This window comes from Neorhizobium turbinariae (assembly GCF_023223505.1).
Lineage (GTDB): Bacteria > Pseudomonadota > Alphaproteobacteria > Rhizobiales > Rhizobiaceae > Neorhizobium > Neorhizobium turbinariae.
Map to the genome: position 1 here is coordinate 128,114 of NZ_JALPRY010000015.1, position 12,132 is coordinate 140,245.

Annotated in this window: 14 protein-coding genes; 7 read left to right on the forward strand and 7 right to left on the reverse strand. The window is 59.8% G+C overall.

The features are described from left to right. Positions 1-47: 47 nt before the first annotated feature. The 6 genes from sufB to sufA all read left to right on the forward strand — a co-directional run bounded on the left by sufB (position 48) and on the right by sufA (position 5,767). The gene (gene sufB / locus M0654_RS14035; RefSeq protein WP_118849688.1) at positions 48-1,517 is read left to right on the forward strand and encodes a Fe-S cluster assembly protein SufB; all 1,470 of its coding nucleotides are present in this window, start codon (positions 48-50) and stop codon (positions 1,515-1,517) included. 64 nt (positions 1,518-1,581) lie between these two features. Continuing rightward, positions 1,582-2,337 (forward strand): Fe-S cluster assembly ATPase SufC, encoded by a 756-nt coding sequence (gene sufC / locus M0654_RS14040; RefSeq protein WP_118849689.1) that lies wholly within the window; start codon positions 1,582-1,584, stop codon positions 2,335-2,337. Between the two features lie 17 nt (positions 2,338-2,354). Next, complete coding sequence (gene sufD, locus M0654_RS14045) at positions 2,355-3,629, forward strand: Fe-S cluster assembly protein SufD (protein ID WP_248683671.1); 1,275 nt, start codon at positions 2,355-2,357, stop codon at positions 3,627-3,629. Positions 3,630-3,668: 39 nt separating this feature from the next. Further along, positions 3,669-4,910, forward strand: a complete 1,242-nt coding sequence (locus tag M0654_RS14050; RefSeq protein WP_248683672.1) for a cysteine desulfurase — start codon at positions 3,669-3,671, stop codon at positions 4,908-4,910. A gap of 10 nt (positions 4,911-4,920) precedes the next feature. Then, entirely contained in the window at positions 4,921-5,301 is a 381-nt protein-coding gene (locus M0654_RS14055) for an SUF system Fe-S cluster assembly protein (protein ID WP_118849692.1), read from the forward strand. 76 nt (positions 5,302-5,377) lie between these two features. Next, the gene (gene sufA / locus M0654_RS14060) at positions 5,378-5,767 is read left to right on the forward strand and encodes a Fe-S cluster assembly scaffold SufA (RefSeq protein ID WP_248683673.1); all 390 of its coding nucleotides are present in this window, start codon (positions 5,378-5,380) and stop codon (positions 5,765-5,767) included. 51 nt (positions 5,768-5,818) lie between these two features. On the opposite strand, the gene M0654_RS14065 is transcribed toward sufA, so the two are convergent. Genes M0654_RS14065 through M0654_RS14075 form a run of 3 tightly spaced genes read right to left on the reverse strand, consistent with a single transcriptional unit; the run spans position 5,819 to position 9,028 of the window. After that, positions 5,819-7,024 (reverse strand): ABC transporter permease, encoded by a 1,206-nt coding sequence (locus tag M0654_RS14065; protein WP_248683674.1) that lies wholly within the window; start codon positions 7,022-7,024, stop codon positions 5,819-5,821. After that, positions 7,014-7,730 (reverse strand): ABC transporter ATP-binding protein, encoded by a 717-nt coding sequence (locus M0654_RS14070; protein ID WP_248683675.1) that lies wholly within the window; start codon positions 7,728-7,730, stop codon positions 7,014-7,016. Before M0654_RS14070 ends, M0654_RS14065 begins: the two co-directional genes overlap by 11 nt. 8 nt (positions 7,731-7,738) lie before the next feature. After that, positions 7,739-9,028: an efflux RND transporter periplasmic adaptor subunit gene (locus M0654_RS14075; RefSeq protein ID WP_248683718.1), complete on the reverse strand. Its 1,290-nt coding sequence runs from the start codon at positions 9,026-9,028 to the stop codon at positions 7,739-7,741. Between the two features lie 202 nt (positions 9,029-9,230). On the opposite strand from M0654_RS14075, the gene M0654_RS14080 reads away from it, so the two are divergent. Further along, positions 9,231-9,491 carry a DUF2171 domain-containing protein gene (locus M0654_RS14080; RefSeq protein ID WP_118851531.1) on the forward strand — a complete coding sequence of 87 codons (261 nt, stop codon included), beginning with the start codon at positions 9,231-9,233 and terminating at the stop codon, positions 9,489-9,491. 55 nt (positions 9,492-9,546) lie between these two features. Here M0654_RS14080 and M0654_RS14085 read toward each other — a convergent pair whose 3' ends face one another. From M0654_RS14085 to M0654_RS14095, 4 genes are all read right to left on the reverse strand, one after another. Beyond that, on the reverse strand, positions 9,547-9,732 hold the full coding sequence (locus M0654_RS14085) for a hypothetical protein (RefSeq protein ID WP_248683676.1): 186 nt from the start codon (positions 9,730-9,732) through the stop codon (positions 9,547-9,549). Positions 9,733-9,820: 88 nt separating this feature from the next. Continuing rightward, on the reverse strand, positions 9,821-9,946 hold the full coding sequence (locus M0654_RS22790) for a hypothetical protein (RefSeq protein WP_282571638.1): 126 nt from the start codon (positions 9,944-9,946) through the stop codon (positions 9,821-9,823). Between the two features lie 117 nt (positions 9,947-10,063). After that, a complete protein-coding gene (locus M0654_RS14090; protein ID WP_118849697.1) occupies positions 10,064-10,309 on the reverse strand; it encodes a DUF982 domain-containing protein in 246 nt (81 codons plus the stop codon). A gap of 407 nt (positions 10,310-10,716) precedes the next feature. Then, positions 10,717-11,919 carry a hypothetical protein gene (locus M0654_RS14095; protein ID WP_248683677.1) on the reverse strand — a complete coding sequence of 401 codons (1,203 nt, stop codon included), beginning with the start codon at positions 11,917-11,919 and terminating at the stop codon, positions 10,717-10,719. Positions 11,920-12,132 lie beyond the last annotated feature (213 nt).

Below are 12,132 nucleotides of genomic sequence, written 5' to 3' on the forward strand. Positions count from 1 at the left end.
AAAGACAGAATTGCCGGAATTTGACCCGGCAAGATTTGGAGTATGACATGCCTGCTGTCCAGGAAACCATCGATCAGGTCCGCGGGATCGACATCGATCAGTATAAATACGGTTTCGAAACCGTCATCGAAGTGGACAAGGCGCCCAAAGGGCTTTCAGAAGACATCATTCGCTTCATATCGGCCAAGAAGCAGGAGCCGGAATGGATGCTCGAGTGGCGCCTGGATGCCTACAAGCGTTGGCTGACCATGGAAGAGCCGACCTGGGCGCGCGTCGATTACCCCAAGATCGACTTCAACGACATCTACTATTATGCCGCTCCGAAGAACGTGACGGGACCGACCTCGCTCGACGAAGTCGACCCGGAACTGCTGAAGACCTATGAGAAGCTCGGCATCCCGCTTCGCGAGCAGGAGATCCTAGCTGGCGTCAAGACTTCGAAGGTGGCCGTCGACGCCGTGTTCGACTCGGTCTCTGTTGTCACGACCTTCAAGGAAGAGCTGAAGAAGGCCGGCGTGATTTTCATGTCGATCTCGGAAGCCATCCGCGAACATCCTGACCTGATCAAGAAGTATCTCGGCTCGGTCGTCCCGACCTCCGACAACTATTACGCAACGCTGAACGCTGCCGTGTTCACCGACGGATCCTTTGTCTTCGTTCCCAAGGGCGTTCGTTGCCCGATGGAGCTGTCGACCTATTTCCGTATCAACGAAAAGAACACCGGCCAGTTCGAGCGCACGCTGATCATTGCCGAGGAAGGCGCCTATGTGTCCTACCTCGAAGGCTGCACCGCGCCGCAGCGCGATGAAAACCAGTTGCATGCTGCCGTGGTCGAGCTCGTCGCGCTCGATGATGCCGAGATCAAGTACTCGACGGTTCAGAACTGGTTCCCGGGCGATGCCCAGGGCAAGGGCGGGATCTACAACTTCGTCACCAAGCGTGGCGATTGCCGTGGCGCACGCTCGAAGATCTCCTGGACCCAGGTCGAGACCGGTTCGGCCATCACCTGGAAGTACCCGAGCTGCATCCTGCGCGGTGACGACAGCCGTGGCGAGTTCTACTCGATTGCCGTTTCCAACGGCCACCAGCAGATCGACTCTGGCACGAAGATGATCCACCTCGGCAAGAACACGTCGAGCCGTATCATTTCCAAGGGTATTTCGGCTGGCAAGTCGAACAACACCTATCGCGGCCAGGTTTCCATCCATCGCCGGGCCGAAAACGCACGCAACTTCACCAACTGCGATTCCTTGCTGATTGGCGACAAGTGCGGTGCGCACACGGTTCCATACATCGACGTGAAGAACGCCTCAGCCAAGATCGAACACGAGGCAACGACGTCGAAGATTTCCGACGACCAGAAGTTCTACGTGATGCAGCGTGGCATTCCCGAAGAGGAGGCAATCGCGCTCATCGTCAACGGCTTCGTCAAGGAAGTCATTCAGGAATTGCCGATGGAATTCGCTGTTGAGGCGCAGAAGCTGATCGGCATCTCGCTCGAAGGTTCCGTGGGCTGATCGCCCTTTCAACGAATTCGCTCGCGCCCCGTGCGCCATGAACTATGTCCGGAAAGAAATTAAGATGCTTGAGATCAAGAACCTGCACGCTCGTATCGCTGAAGATGGCACTGAGATTATCCGCGGCCTGAACCTGACGGTTAAGCCGGGCGAAGTGGCCGCCATCATGGGCCCGAACGGCTCCGGCAAGTCGACGCTTTCCTATATCCTCTCGGGCCGCGAAGACTACGAAGTCACCGAAGGGGAGATCCTGTTCAACGGAGAGAACATCCTTGAACTGGATCCGGCGGAGCGCGCCGCCAAGGGCGTCTTCCTGGCCTTCCAGTATCCCGTGGAGATCCCGGGCGTTGCCACCATGCAGTTCCTCAAGGTAGCGATGAACGAGCAGCGCAAGGCACGCGGCGAAGCCGAACTGACGACGCCGGACTTCATCCGCCGCGTCAAGGAAGCTGCCGACAAGCTGAAGATCGACCAGGCCATGCTGCGCCGTCCGCTCAACGTCGGTTTTTCCGGCGGTGAAAAGAAGCGTGCCGAGATCCTGCAGATGGCGCTGCTTGAACCGAACCTCTGCATCCTCGACGAAACCGACTCTGGGCTCGACATTGATGCCCTGAAGATCGTGGCCGACGGCGTCAACGCGCTGAAGTCTCCGGACCGCGCCACGATCGTGATCACCCACTACCAGCGCCTGCTCGACTATATCGTGCCGGACACCGTTCACGTCCTCTACAAGGGCCAGATCATCCGCTCCGGCGACAAGTCGCTGGCGCTTCAGCTCGAAGAAAACGGCTATGCCGACATCATCGGGGAAGCTGCGTAAGGCGAAGGAGAAGCGTGATGAACATGCAGACGACACCTCGTCTCACCGCCGCCGAGTCAGCCCTGGTTGAAGCCTTCAGCGGCCAGATCGGCCAACTGCCGGGCAACGGCGCCGTTATCGGCAGCCGTGATCGCCTGCTCGACGACCTGAAGAAGTCGGGCCTGCCGACGCGCCGCATCGAGTCCTGGCACTATACAGACCTGAAGACGCTGCTCCGCAGCCTGCCTGCGACCGCACCGGCTTCTGCCATCGACCCGATCGCTCCAGTGCTTGAAGGCTCTACCGTTCTTTCGGTGCTGCAGGGCGCTGCGACGTCCGAGGCCTTGATCGACGGCGTCGAAGTCACGACCTACCACGATCAGCTGGTGGATGGCTCCGCTGCAGCTGCGCTGACGGCACTCGACAAGGACGACGCCATCGGGCGCATCAACGGCAGCTTTGTTCGCGATGGTTTTGCCCTCAACGTGCCGGCGAATATCGAAGTGGCGCAGCCGATCGAGTTGCAGGCGCTGCATGCCGGCGGCCAGATCCACACCCGCTTTCCCGCTACCTTTGGCGCGGCATCCAAGGCAACGATCATCGAGCGTCACCAGTCGGTGACGGAGGGTGATGCTTTCGTTTCGTCGATCAGCGACGTGGTGCTCGAAGACGGCGCGGAAGTCACCTGGATCATCCTGCAGCAGCAGGGTGCCACCGACACGCATCTCGGCCAGATTCGCATCAAGCTCGGCACGGAAGCGAAACTTCGGCTATTCGTGGTGAACGCCGGCGGCAAGCTGGTTCGCCAGGAACTACGGATCGAAGTTGAAGGCGAGGGCGCTGAGCTTACGCTGCGTGGCGTCAACCTTCTGGGCGGCGACAGCCACACGGACGTGACGCTGGTGCTTGGCCACAATGTGCCAAATACCAATTCGACGGAGATCATCCGCAACGTCGTGTTTGACAAGGCAAGCGGCGTGTTCCAGGGCATGATCCGGGTCGCGCCGGATGCCCAGAAGACGGATGCGAAGATGGCATGCAACACCTTGCTGCTGTCCGATGACGCGGATTTTTCGGCGAAGCCCGAACTTGAAATCTTCGCTGATGACGTGATCTGCGGCCACGGTGCAACCGTCGCCGATATCGATCGCAACCATCTCTTCTACCTGATGGCGCGTGGCGTGCGGGAGAACAAGGCGCGAGCCATGTTGGTCAATGCCTTCGTGGCCGAGATCGTCGAAGAGCTGGAAGACGAAGCGCTTGTCGAGGCGCTGGAAGCGATCATCTCGACCTGGCTCGAAAAGCACGCCTGACCGGCGTCGCTTTTCGACACGCGCTCAAGGAGAATGACGATGGACCAGAACGTGCAGTCTGGCGTCTATGACGTGGAAGCCATCCGAAAGGATTTTCCGATCCTGTCGACGATGGTGCATGGCAAGCCCCTCGTCTATCTCGACAACGGAGCGTCCGCGCAGAAGCCGCAGGTCGTGATTGATGCCATCAGTCACGCCTATTCAGCTGAATATGCGAACGTCCATCGCGGCCTGCACCATCTGTCGAACGCTGCGACGGAAGCCTACGAAGCGGCGCGCGCAAAGGTGCGCCGGTTCCTGAACGCGGGTTCGATCGACGAGATCGTCTTCACCAAGAACTCGACGGAAGCGATCAACACGGTCGCTTATGGTTGGGGCGTGCCAAAGATCGGCGAGGGTGACGAGATCGTCATCTCGATCATGGAGCACCACTCCAACATTGTGCCCTGGCATTTCCTGCGGGAGCGTCAGGGTGCAAAACTTGTCTGGGTGCCGGTGGATGACGAGGGCGCCTTCCACATCGAAGACTTCGAGAACTCGCTGACGGAAAAGACGAAACTCGTCGCCATCACGCATATGTCGAATGCGCTCGGCACCGTCGTTCCGGTCAAGGAAATCTGCCGCATCGCACACGAGCGGGGCATTCCAGTGCTCGTTGATGGTAGCCAGGGTGCGGTGCATATGCCGGTCGATGTCCAGGACATCGATTGCGACTGGTATGTGATGACCGGGCACAAGCTCTACGGTCCGTCCGGCATCGGCGTGCTATACGGCAAGACGAACCGTCTGAAGGAAATGCGCCCCTTCCAGGGTGGCGGCGAAATGATCTTCGACGTTACCGAAGACAACGTCACCTACAACGATCCGCCGCATCGTTTCGAAGCCGGCACGCCGCCAATCGTGCAGGCAATTGGTCTCGGCTATGCGTTGGACTACATGGAGAAGGTGGGTCGTGCCGCGATCGCTCGCCATGAAGCCGATCTTGCGGCCTACGCGGCAGAGCGGCTGCGGGCCATCAACTCGCTGCGCATCATTGGCAATGCGCCGGGCAAGGGCGGCATCTTTTCCTTTGAGCTTGCGGGGATCCACGCGCACGATGTGTCCATGGTGATCGACCGTAAGGGCGTGGCGGTGCGCGCCGGTACCCATTGCGCCATGCCGCTCTTGAAACGCTTCGGCGTCACCTCCACATGCCGGGCATCGTTCGGCATGTACAATACGCGCGCGGAAGTAGACGCGCTTGCCGATGCGCTGGAATATGCGCGCAACTTCTTTGCCTGAGGATGATGCCATGGCCGTCGAAGAAACCGAGTTCAAGTGGGATGCCCGTGAAGGGATCATCCAGTCGGCAATTCCAGCAGATGAACTCGCTCGCCTGTCCGACGATATCGTCGCGGCCCTGAAAACGGTCTATGATCCGGAAATCCCTGCCGACATCTTCGAACTGGGCCTCGTCTACAAGATCGACATCGAAGATGACCGCATGGTGAAGATCGTCATGACCCTGACCGCGCCTGGTTGCCCGGTTGCCGGCGAGATGCCTGGCTGGGTCGAGAATGCCGTTGGCGCCGTGGAAGGCGTGTCTGGCGTCGAAGTGGAGATGACGTTTGATCCGCCGTGGACGCCCGAGCGAATGTCGGAAGAGGCCCAGGTGGCCGTCGGCTGGTATTGATCCATTTACATCCAGATCTTACATTAATGCCATGAAGCGGCGGGCCTTGAACCCGCTTGCGGAAGGAGAATAGTCCATGGGTTTTGCAGTGATGACGATGACGGAGGCAGCCTCCGCGCGTGTCAGGCAGATCGTCGCCGGTTCCGGCCCTGATGCAAAAGGCATTCGTGTCGGCATCAAGAAGGGCGGCTGCGCCGGGATGGAATACACCATCGATCTCGTGACCGAGCCGAACCCGAAGGACGACCTCATCGAGCGGGAAGGTGCTCGGGTCTGGATTGAGCCCTCCGCAGTGCTTTATCTGCTTGGCACGGAAATGGATTTCGAGGTGACCAAAATGCGCTCCGGCTTCACCTTCGTGAACCCGAACCAGACATCCGCCTGCGGCTGTGGCGAGTCCGTGGAACTGAAGCCCGCTGATCTGGCAGCACTTGCCAAGCAGCGTGAAGCGGAAGCCCACGCCTGATCCAAGGCAACATTCTCGTTTTTTTTCAAAGGGCCGATTCGGGCCCTTTTCTTATTCGTGGCGCAGGGCCTCAATCGGATTGAGCTCCGCCGCCCGGCGCGCCGGGAAGTAGCCAAAAATCATGCCGATCGCTGCGGAGAAGGCGAAGGCGAGCATGATGATGGTCGGGCTGACCACGAACGGCACGCCGAGGAAACTGACGACGCCGAAGGCGAGGCCAAGGCCCGCTACAATCCCCGACACACCGCCGAAGATCGACAGCATCACCGCTTCTACCAGGAACTGCGTCAACACCTGACGTTCCAGGGCGCCGATCGCAAGGCGAATGCCGATCTCACGCGTTCGCTCCGTAACAGACACCAGCATGATGTTCATGATGCCGATGCCGCCTACAAGCAGGCTGACGGCTGCCACTGCACCGAGAAGACCGGTAAGCAGCACCGTCGTGCCGGTCATGGCCGCGGCGATCTGCGACATGTCGTTGACCGAGAAGTCATCCTGGCGGCCGATGCCGATGCGGCGACGTTCGCGCAGCAGGTTCTCGACATCCGATTGAACCTTGGCGGTCGAGACGCCATCCTGTGCCGAGAGGATGATGCTGGAAATGGTCGTCGTGCCACCGATGCGGCGCTGGTGCAGCTTGAGCGGCATGATCACCGTGTCATCCTGATCATCACCCATGCCGGATTGACCTTTGACCGCCAGCACCCCCACGACTGGGCAGGCGACATTGCTGACCCGGATATTTTGGCCCACGGGATTGGCCGACCCGAACAGTTCCTTGCGCACCGTCTCGCCGATGATGCAGGCCGCCTGGCTGCCGCGATCCTCGTTCGGCAGGAACTCGCGACCGAGCGCGATCGTCCAATCCTGGGCGATAAGGTAGTCATTGGTGGTGCCGATGACGCTGGAGGAATGGTTGGCGCCGCCCGCAATGATCGTTGCCGTGCCGCGGTTCACCGGCGCCACTGCGCGCAGGCCGCTCACCTGGTCCTGGATTGCCAGCACATCCTTGTCGCTAAAACGCTTGGCCTCACTGCTGGCACGCCCCGGGCCCCAGTGGCCCGGACGCACGAAGAGCGTATTGGTACCGAGCCGCGAAAGTTCTGCCTGAACCTTTGCAGTGGTGCCATTGCCGACCGTGACCATGGCAATCACGGCAGCGACGCCGATGACCACGCCCAGCACGGTGAGGAAGGACCGCAGCATATTGCGGCTGATGGCCCGCCAAGCGAGCTTCGCGGTCTCAAAGAACATGCTCGGCCTCCGCGTTCTGGAGTTCGTCCGACGCAAGGTGCCCGTCCACGAAGCGCAGCAGGCGCTTGCCGTAGGCGGCGATGTCTTCCTCGTGCGTCACCATGATAACCGTGATGCCGTTCTCACGGTTGAGTCGGGTGATGAGGTCCATGATCTCGACGCTGGTCTTGGTGTCCAGGTTGCCGGTCGGCTCGTCGGCAAGCAATACGGCCGGATCCGTGACGATGGCGCGGGCGATTGCCACGCGCTGCTGCTGGCCGCCGGACAACTCCTGCGTCGTATGGTTCTCGCGTCCGGCAAGTCCCACCTGTTCAAGTGCCAGCAGCGCACGCCGCCGTCGCTCCCGTTGCTCCATGCCACGATAAACCAGCGGCAACTCCACATTCTCGACCGCCGAGGTGCGGGCAAGAAGGTTGAAGCCCTGGAAAACGAAACCGAGCATGTGACGGCGCAGCAGCGTCAGCTGGGAACGGTCGAAGGCGCTCGTCGGGATTCCCTGGAAAAGGTATTCCCCGGATGTGGGCACGTCCAAGCCGCCAATGATGTTCATCGCGGTGGACTTGCCAGAACCCGACGGTCCCATGATCGCGACGAACTCGCCGGAGGTTATGGACAGGTTGATCTTGTCCAGCGCGCGAATGGTGGCTTCACCACGACCGTATGATTTCGACAGGTCCTTGAACGTGATGAGGGGAGGCAGCGTCATCTCGGCCCTCAGTTGTTACGTGCGACGGCGTCCGTCACCAACTGGTCGCCAGGCTTGATGTCACCGGAGGTGACAACCGTGAACTCACCGTCTGTCGGACCTGTTTCGACCCGAACCCGCTGCGGTGGCGCACCATCGCGACGGACGTAAACGGCCCGGGTGTTTGCCGCGGCATCATCGGCACTGCCGCCGCGGTTTCCACCACGCGGCCGCGGAGGCGAGAAGAGACGGGTCAGGAAGTTGCCGCGAGCGCGTGCGGTCGTTGGCGGCGAGTAGCGAAGCGCCGCATTTGGCACCAGAAGCGCGTCTTCAACAGACTTGACGGTGATGTCTGCCGTTGCCGTCATACCGGGGCGCAGCAGCAGATCACTGTTGTCGACCGTCAGAACCGCCTTGTAGGTGACGACGTTGGAGACGGTTTCCGAGGCGAAGCGCACGGCCTGGATGGTCGCCGGGAACTGCCGCTCCGGATAGGCATCCACCGTGAAAACGGCACTTTGCCCTTCCTGCACCTGGCCGACATCGGCCTCATCGACCGCCACTTGCAACTCCATCTGCTTCAGGTCGCCGGCGATGGTGAAGAGCACCGGCGCATTGAGCGATGAAGCAACTGTCTGGCCCGGATCAACGGCCCGCGTCAGCACGATGCCGTCGATCGGCGACACGATCTTGAGCTTTGCAAGATTGAGCTCGGCCAATCGCAAAGCTGCCTCGGCGGACAGCACGGACGCTTCCGCCACCGATTTCGCTGCAAGCGCCGACTGGTAGGCAAAGCGGGCGGCATCGAGTTCCTGTTGCGTGGAGATGCGGTTCGTCACCAGGCCGGTCAGCCGGTCGAAGGTGTTCTTGGCGGAAGCCGCTTCCGCTTCTGCGCGCAGCACGCTCGCCTGCGCCGATGCCAACTGGGCGCGGGCATTCTGCACATCCGCTTCCTGCTTGCTCGTATCGAGCTCCGCCAGCACCTCGCCCTGCGTTACCGCGCTGTTGAAACTGACATTGACCTTGCGGACGGTGCCGGAAAGCTCGCTGGAGATGTCCACCTGGTCGGTGGGCTGGACAGACCCGGTTGCCGTGACCACCACTGACAAGTCACCCACCTTGGCGGGGCGCGTTGGATAGTCATAGCGTGGACCGCTGCTGCCCATGTAGAAGTAAGCGACGCCGGCTACCACCAGAATTAGCAGCGTTAGCAGCGGCCAAAGGAACCTGCGTTTCTTCCGTCCACCCGGGGAGCCGGCCAGGATCGCGGCCAGATCAGGCTCGGAACGTTTTGCCGCTGGGTCAGGCGCATTCTGCATGTTCAACCGATACTCCTTGCAATGCGGCTGCATCATGACGGAAAGCAGCCACCGTCTTGCGCCTTCCATGACATAGGTCGCGCCTGCGTCCTACTTAAACATAGGTAAGGTGACATGCGGCGCGTAACCGCCAGCTTCTTTTGTGCACCATGCATCCATCGGCATGTTCACGCGTTCCTCACGCGCAACAAAGGAGATCACCATGATCGAAGCAGGACAAATCAAGGAACATGCCGAAGTGATCGGCGCCGATGGTGCGCATGTCGGCACGGTTGATCGTGTCGAAGGCGGTCGCATCAAGTTGACGAAGAAGGATAGCGGGCAGGGCAGGCACGAAGGCCACCACCACTTCATCCCGCTTGATCTCGTCGCTGATATCGAAGGTGACCGCGTGCGCCTTTCTGCAAACGGCGACGTGGCCATCACTTTCGAAGAAGAAGACGGCGGCAAGAGCGTCCAGTAAAAGCGTTCGAAACGAAGAAAACCGGCGACCTAAGATCGCCGGTTTTCTTTTGCCGCTACTGCGACAGGGCAGGCACTCCGAAGCGTTCGGGCAAGAATGCTGTTTCAGCCGGTGAACCGCTGAGACGTGCGGATTTCGCGGCGGCCGTTACCGTCGGCGTTTCCGGATGCATCAGAAGTGCTACGAGCAGTCCGCCTGCGACAGCTGATCCAAGTGCCAGTATCATGTTCTGTATAGTCATCGCCAACCCTCCTTGTTGCAGGAGAACAACGTCAGACGCGCCTTGTTCCTCAGTGTGTGCGGCAGTTCAAAAAGATGAAATCTTAAAGTCAGTTCATTGCTGAAAGTTCAGCCGGCGAGGCCAGCAGCGTGCTGTCCCCGATCGACTTGTCCATATACTTGAATACCAGAATACTGAGGACCGAGCCGAGCAGGACCACAAATATGATGCGCATGCGTTTCTCCTTCGGCATGGTAACGGCATCACCAATCCAAGGTTCCGCTGCGCGAAACACTGCTTCGTGAAGTCTCGTGGCCGAGCTACTTTGAGAGTCGTGCTGGCCTGCGTCAAATCAAGATCTAATGAGGATACCGGCTTCCGCGGCGGCATCCGCAAAAGCCTTGCGCGCGTCTTCCGGCTTGCGTTTGCCAGCATCGACAGCGGCACAGACTGCGAGCGCGCGATCGAGAAGCGTGCCATCCTCAGTCGGCCAATCCTCAATCATCGCCCATGCTGCTGCCTGGGTGGTTTCGATGGTTGTCTCAACCGGCGGCTCGCCGAGCCGCACGAGAACGGGCTTTTTCCAGGGAGTGTTCATGCTGTGTATGTTTCCGGAATGGTCGAACGCGGAGGATTCGGCGCTGCGCTTCCTGATAGGAGTCCACGGCATCTTAATCCAGTATCTTCCGTAGGAAGTCGCACTTTTCGGCTCGACCAAAACGCTAAGGGCACCGACCGCCGAAGCGGGTGCCCTTAAAGCCTTGAAGATGAATATGTTGGCAGATCCTGGCCGCGCACGCACAGCCCAGTTACGGGATCACCCCTCTGCCTATTCTAAATTAGCGGAGGCCAAGCAGGCTCAGAACGGCCAAGATAATAACGACTGCGCCGACCAACCAAACGATGCTGTTCATGAGAAACCCCTTTCCGATCAAACCATCAGCGAATGCTGACGGAGTGGGAAATGCACAGCCCCGCTTGTTGTTCCCGCCAAGCCTTGAAGACCTAGCGTTCACGCAGCGGGGCCGAGGCTGATGCGTTTGACAAAACCTTCAGCGCGATCAGGAAGAACACGAACAGCGGCGCGAAATAGATCCGTCCGTCGTGCAGCGGGAAGATCACGTATTTTGCTGCCACGGACAGAAGACAGGTGAGCAGCAGGATCTGCGACCTGACGTCAGGCACCGCGTGGCGGAAGTAAATCCGCACCCCCAGGGACAGCGCGATGACATAGGCCGCAAGCCAGGTGTTGTGAAAGAGGGACCGGTAGAGGTTGAGAGCGATAGCGGTCAGGTAGACCTTCAAGGAGAAGTCTGGCCTGAAATTGGTCATGTCCTCCTGGATCTGGTAGGTCGAGAACCAGAAGTGCGGCCACCAGCCGATGCTGTGCACGCTGTGGTCGGCAATCCGCCAGCACACGAAGCTGACCGCGAAGGTCAGTGCAAAGATCCTGATGTTTCGGTCGCCGAGGTACCAGGCGAGCGCCATCAAGATGCCGGCGACGGCGATCTGGTCGGGACGGGTGAGGATGGCGAGAAACAGCAGGGCTGAGCCTAGCCAGTTTCTTTCTCGATCATAACCGAGAAGCGCGGCGATAAGCAGCGTGTTGCCGAGAAAGTCCGGCTGCTGTGTGACAGCAAATCCTTGCAGTTGCAGCACGAACATCAGGGCGACGACCAGCGGGGCGAAACCGGAGAGCCGCGTTGCGCTCAGCCATAGAACGATCGAGACGGACAGAATGATGAGCGCCACCGCGTTGATGACATCGAAGGCCGCAAGCGGCCCGACGAAACGCTCCAGGACCTGCAGCAGCGAGATGTACAACCACTTTATCTCGTACATGCCTAACATGGACATGAAGGCGGTCGCGTCGGTGAACTGCCGTTGGCGGTACGCATCCAGTTGCGTCAGTTCGGTGAATTCCTCAACCGACGTGGCCTGTTGAAGGATGGAATAGGCGTGCTGATGAATCTCCTCGGCAGAGCCGAACTGATCCCGCACGCTGGCGGCGATGTAGGGCAGGGCGTCCCAGTTGTAGATCGGCCGGAGTTGGGCGATTGCCAAAAACGCGATGGTGAAGCCGGCCAGGCTGAGAAAAGCAACGATCCCCGCGTGGCGCCAGTAGAAGGTGCTCGCTCCCCTTGCCACGGACGCACCAAAAGCTCTCAAAGCACCACGAAAGCCATCATCTTTTCTGGCGTCAAGCATGTGATTCTACCGTCCTGTGCCGTGGGCGCAATCAATTGTCGCCATCGTCGGAATCCAGCATCGTCGGAACATTAGGGACGGGCTGCCCTAAACGAGCGTTAATTCGACGCGATCGCGTGGCAGAGGTGCAACATAGGCTTAACGAAGGGGAAAAGAGGCGGCCGAGTCCGAATGTATCGGGCGGGCGTACGTGGGGTGCAGGGAAGCACCAGT

Excerpts from the sequence above, each read along its gene's own strand:
- sufB (WP_118849688.1), top strand. The coding sequence starts at position 48 with ATGCCTGCTGTCCAGGAAACCATCGATCAGGTCCGCGGGATCGACATC.
- sufC (WP_118849689.1), top strand. The coding sequence starts at position 1,582 with ATGCTTGAGATCAAGAACCTGCACGCTCGTATCGCTGAAGATGGCACT.
- sufD (WP_248683671.1), top strand. The coding sequence starts at position 2,355 with ATGAACATGCAGACGACACCTCGTCTCACCGCCGCCGAGTCAGCCCTG.
- M0654_RS14050 (WP_248683672.1), top strand. The coding sequence starts at position 3,669 with ATGGACCAGAACGTGCAGTCTGGCGTCTATGACGTGGAAGCCATCCGA.
- M0654_RS14055 (WP_118849692.1), top strand. The coding sequence starts at position 4,921 with ATGGCCGTCGAAGAAACCGAGTTCAAGTGGGATGCCCGTGAAGGGATC.
- sufA (WP_248683673.1), top strand. The coding sequence starts at position 5,378 with ATGGGTTTTGCAGTGATGACGATGACGGAGGCAGCCTCCGCGCGTGTC.
- M0654_RS14065 (WP_248683674.1), bottom strand. The coding sequence starts at position 7,024 with ATGTTCTTTGAGACCGCGAAGCTCGCTTGGCGGGCCATCAGCCGCAAT.
- M0654_RS14070 (WP_248683675.1), bottom strand. The coding sequence starts at position 7,730 with ATGACGCTGCCTCCCCTCATCACGTTCAAGGACCTGTCGAAATCATAC.
- M0654_RS14075 (WP_248683718.1), bottom strand. The coding sequence starts at position 9,028 with ATGCAGAATGCGCCTGACCCAGCGGCAAAACGTTCCGAGCCTGATCTG.
- M0654_RS14080 (WP_118851531.1), top strand. The coding sequence starts at position 9,231 with ATGATCGAAGCAGGACAAATCAAGGAACATGCCGAAGTGATCGGCGCC.
- M0654_RS14085 (WP_248683676.1), bottom strand. The coding sequence starts at position 9,732 with ATGACTATACAGAACATGATACTGGCACTTGGATCAGCTGTCGCAGGC.
- M0654_RS22790 (WP_282571638.1), bottom strand. The coding sequence starts at position 9,946 with ATGCGCATCATATTTGTGGTCCTGCTCGGCTCGGTCCTCAGTATTCTG.
- M0654_RS14090 (WP_118849697.1), bottom strand. The coding sequence starts at position 10,309 with ATGAACACTCCCTGGAAAAAGCCCGTTCTCGTGCGGCTCGGCGAGCCG.
- M0654_RS14095 (WP_248683677.1), bottom strand. The coding sequence starts at position 11,919 with ATGCTTGACGCCAGAAAAGATGATGGCTTTCGTGGTGCTTTGAGAGCT.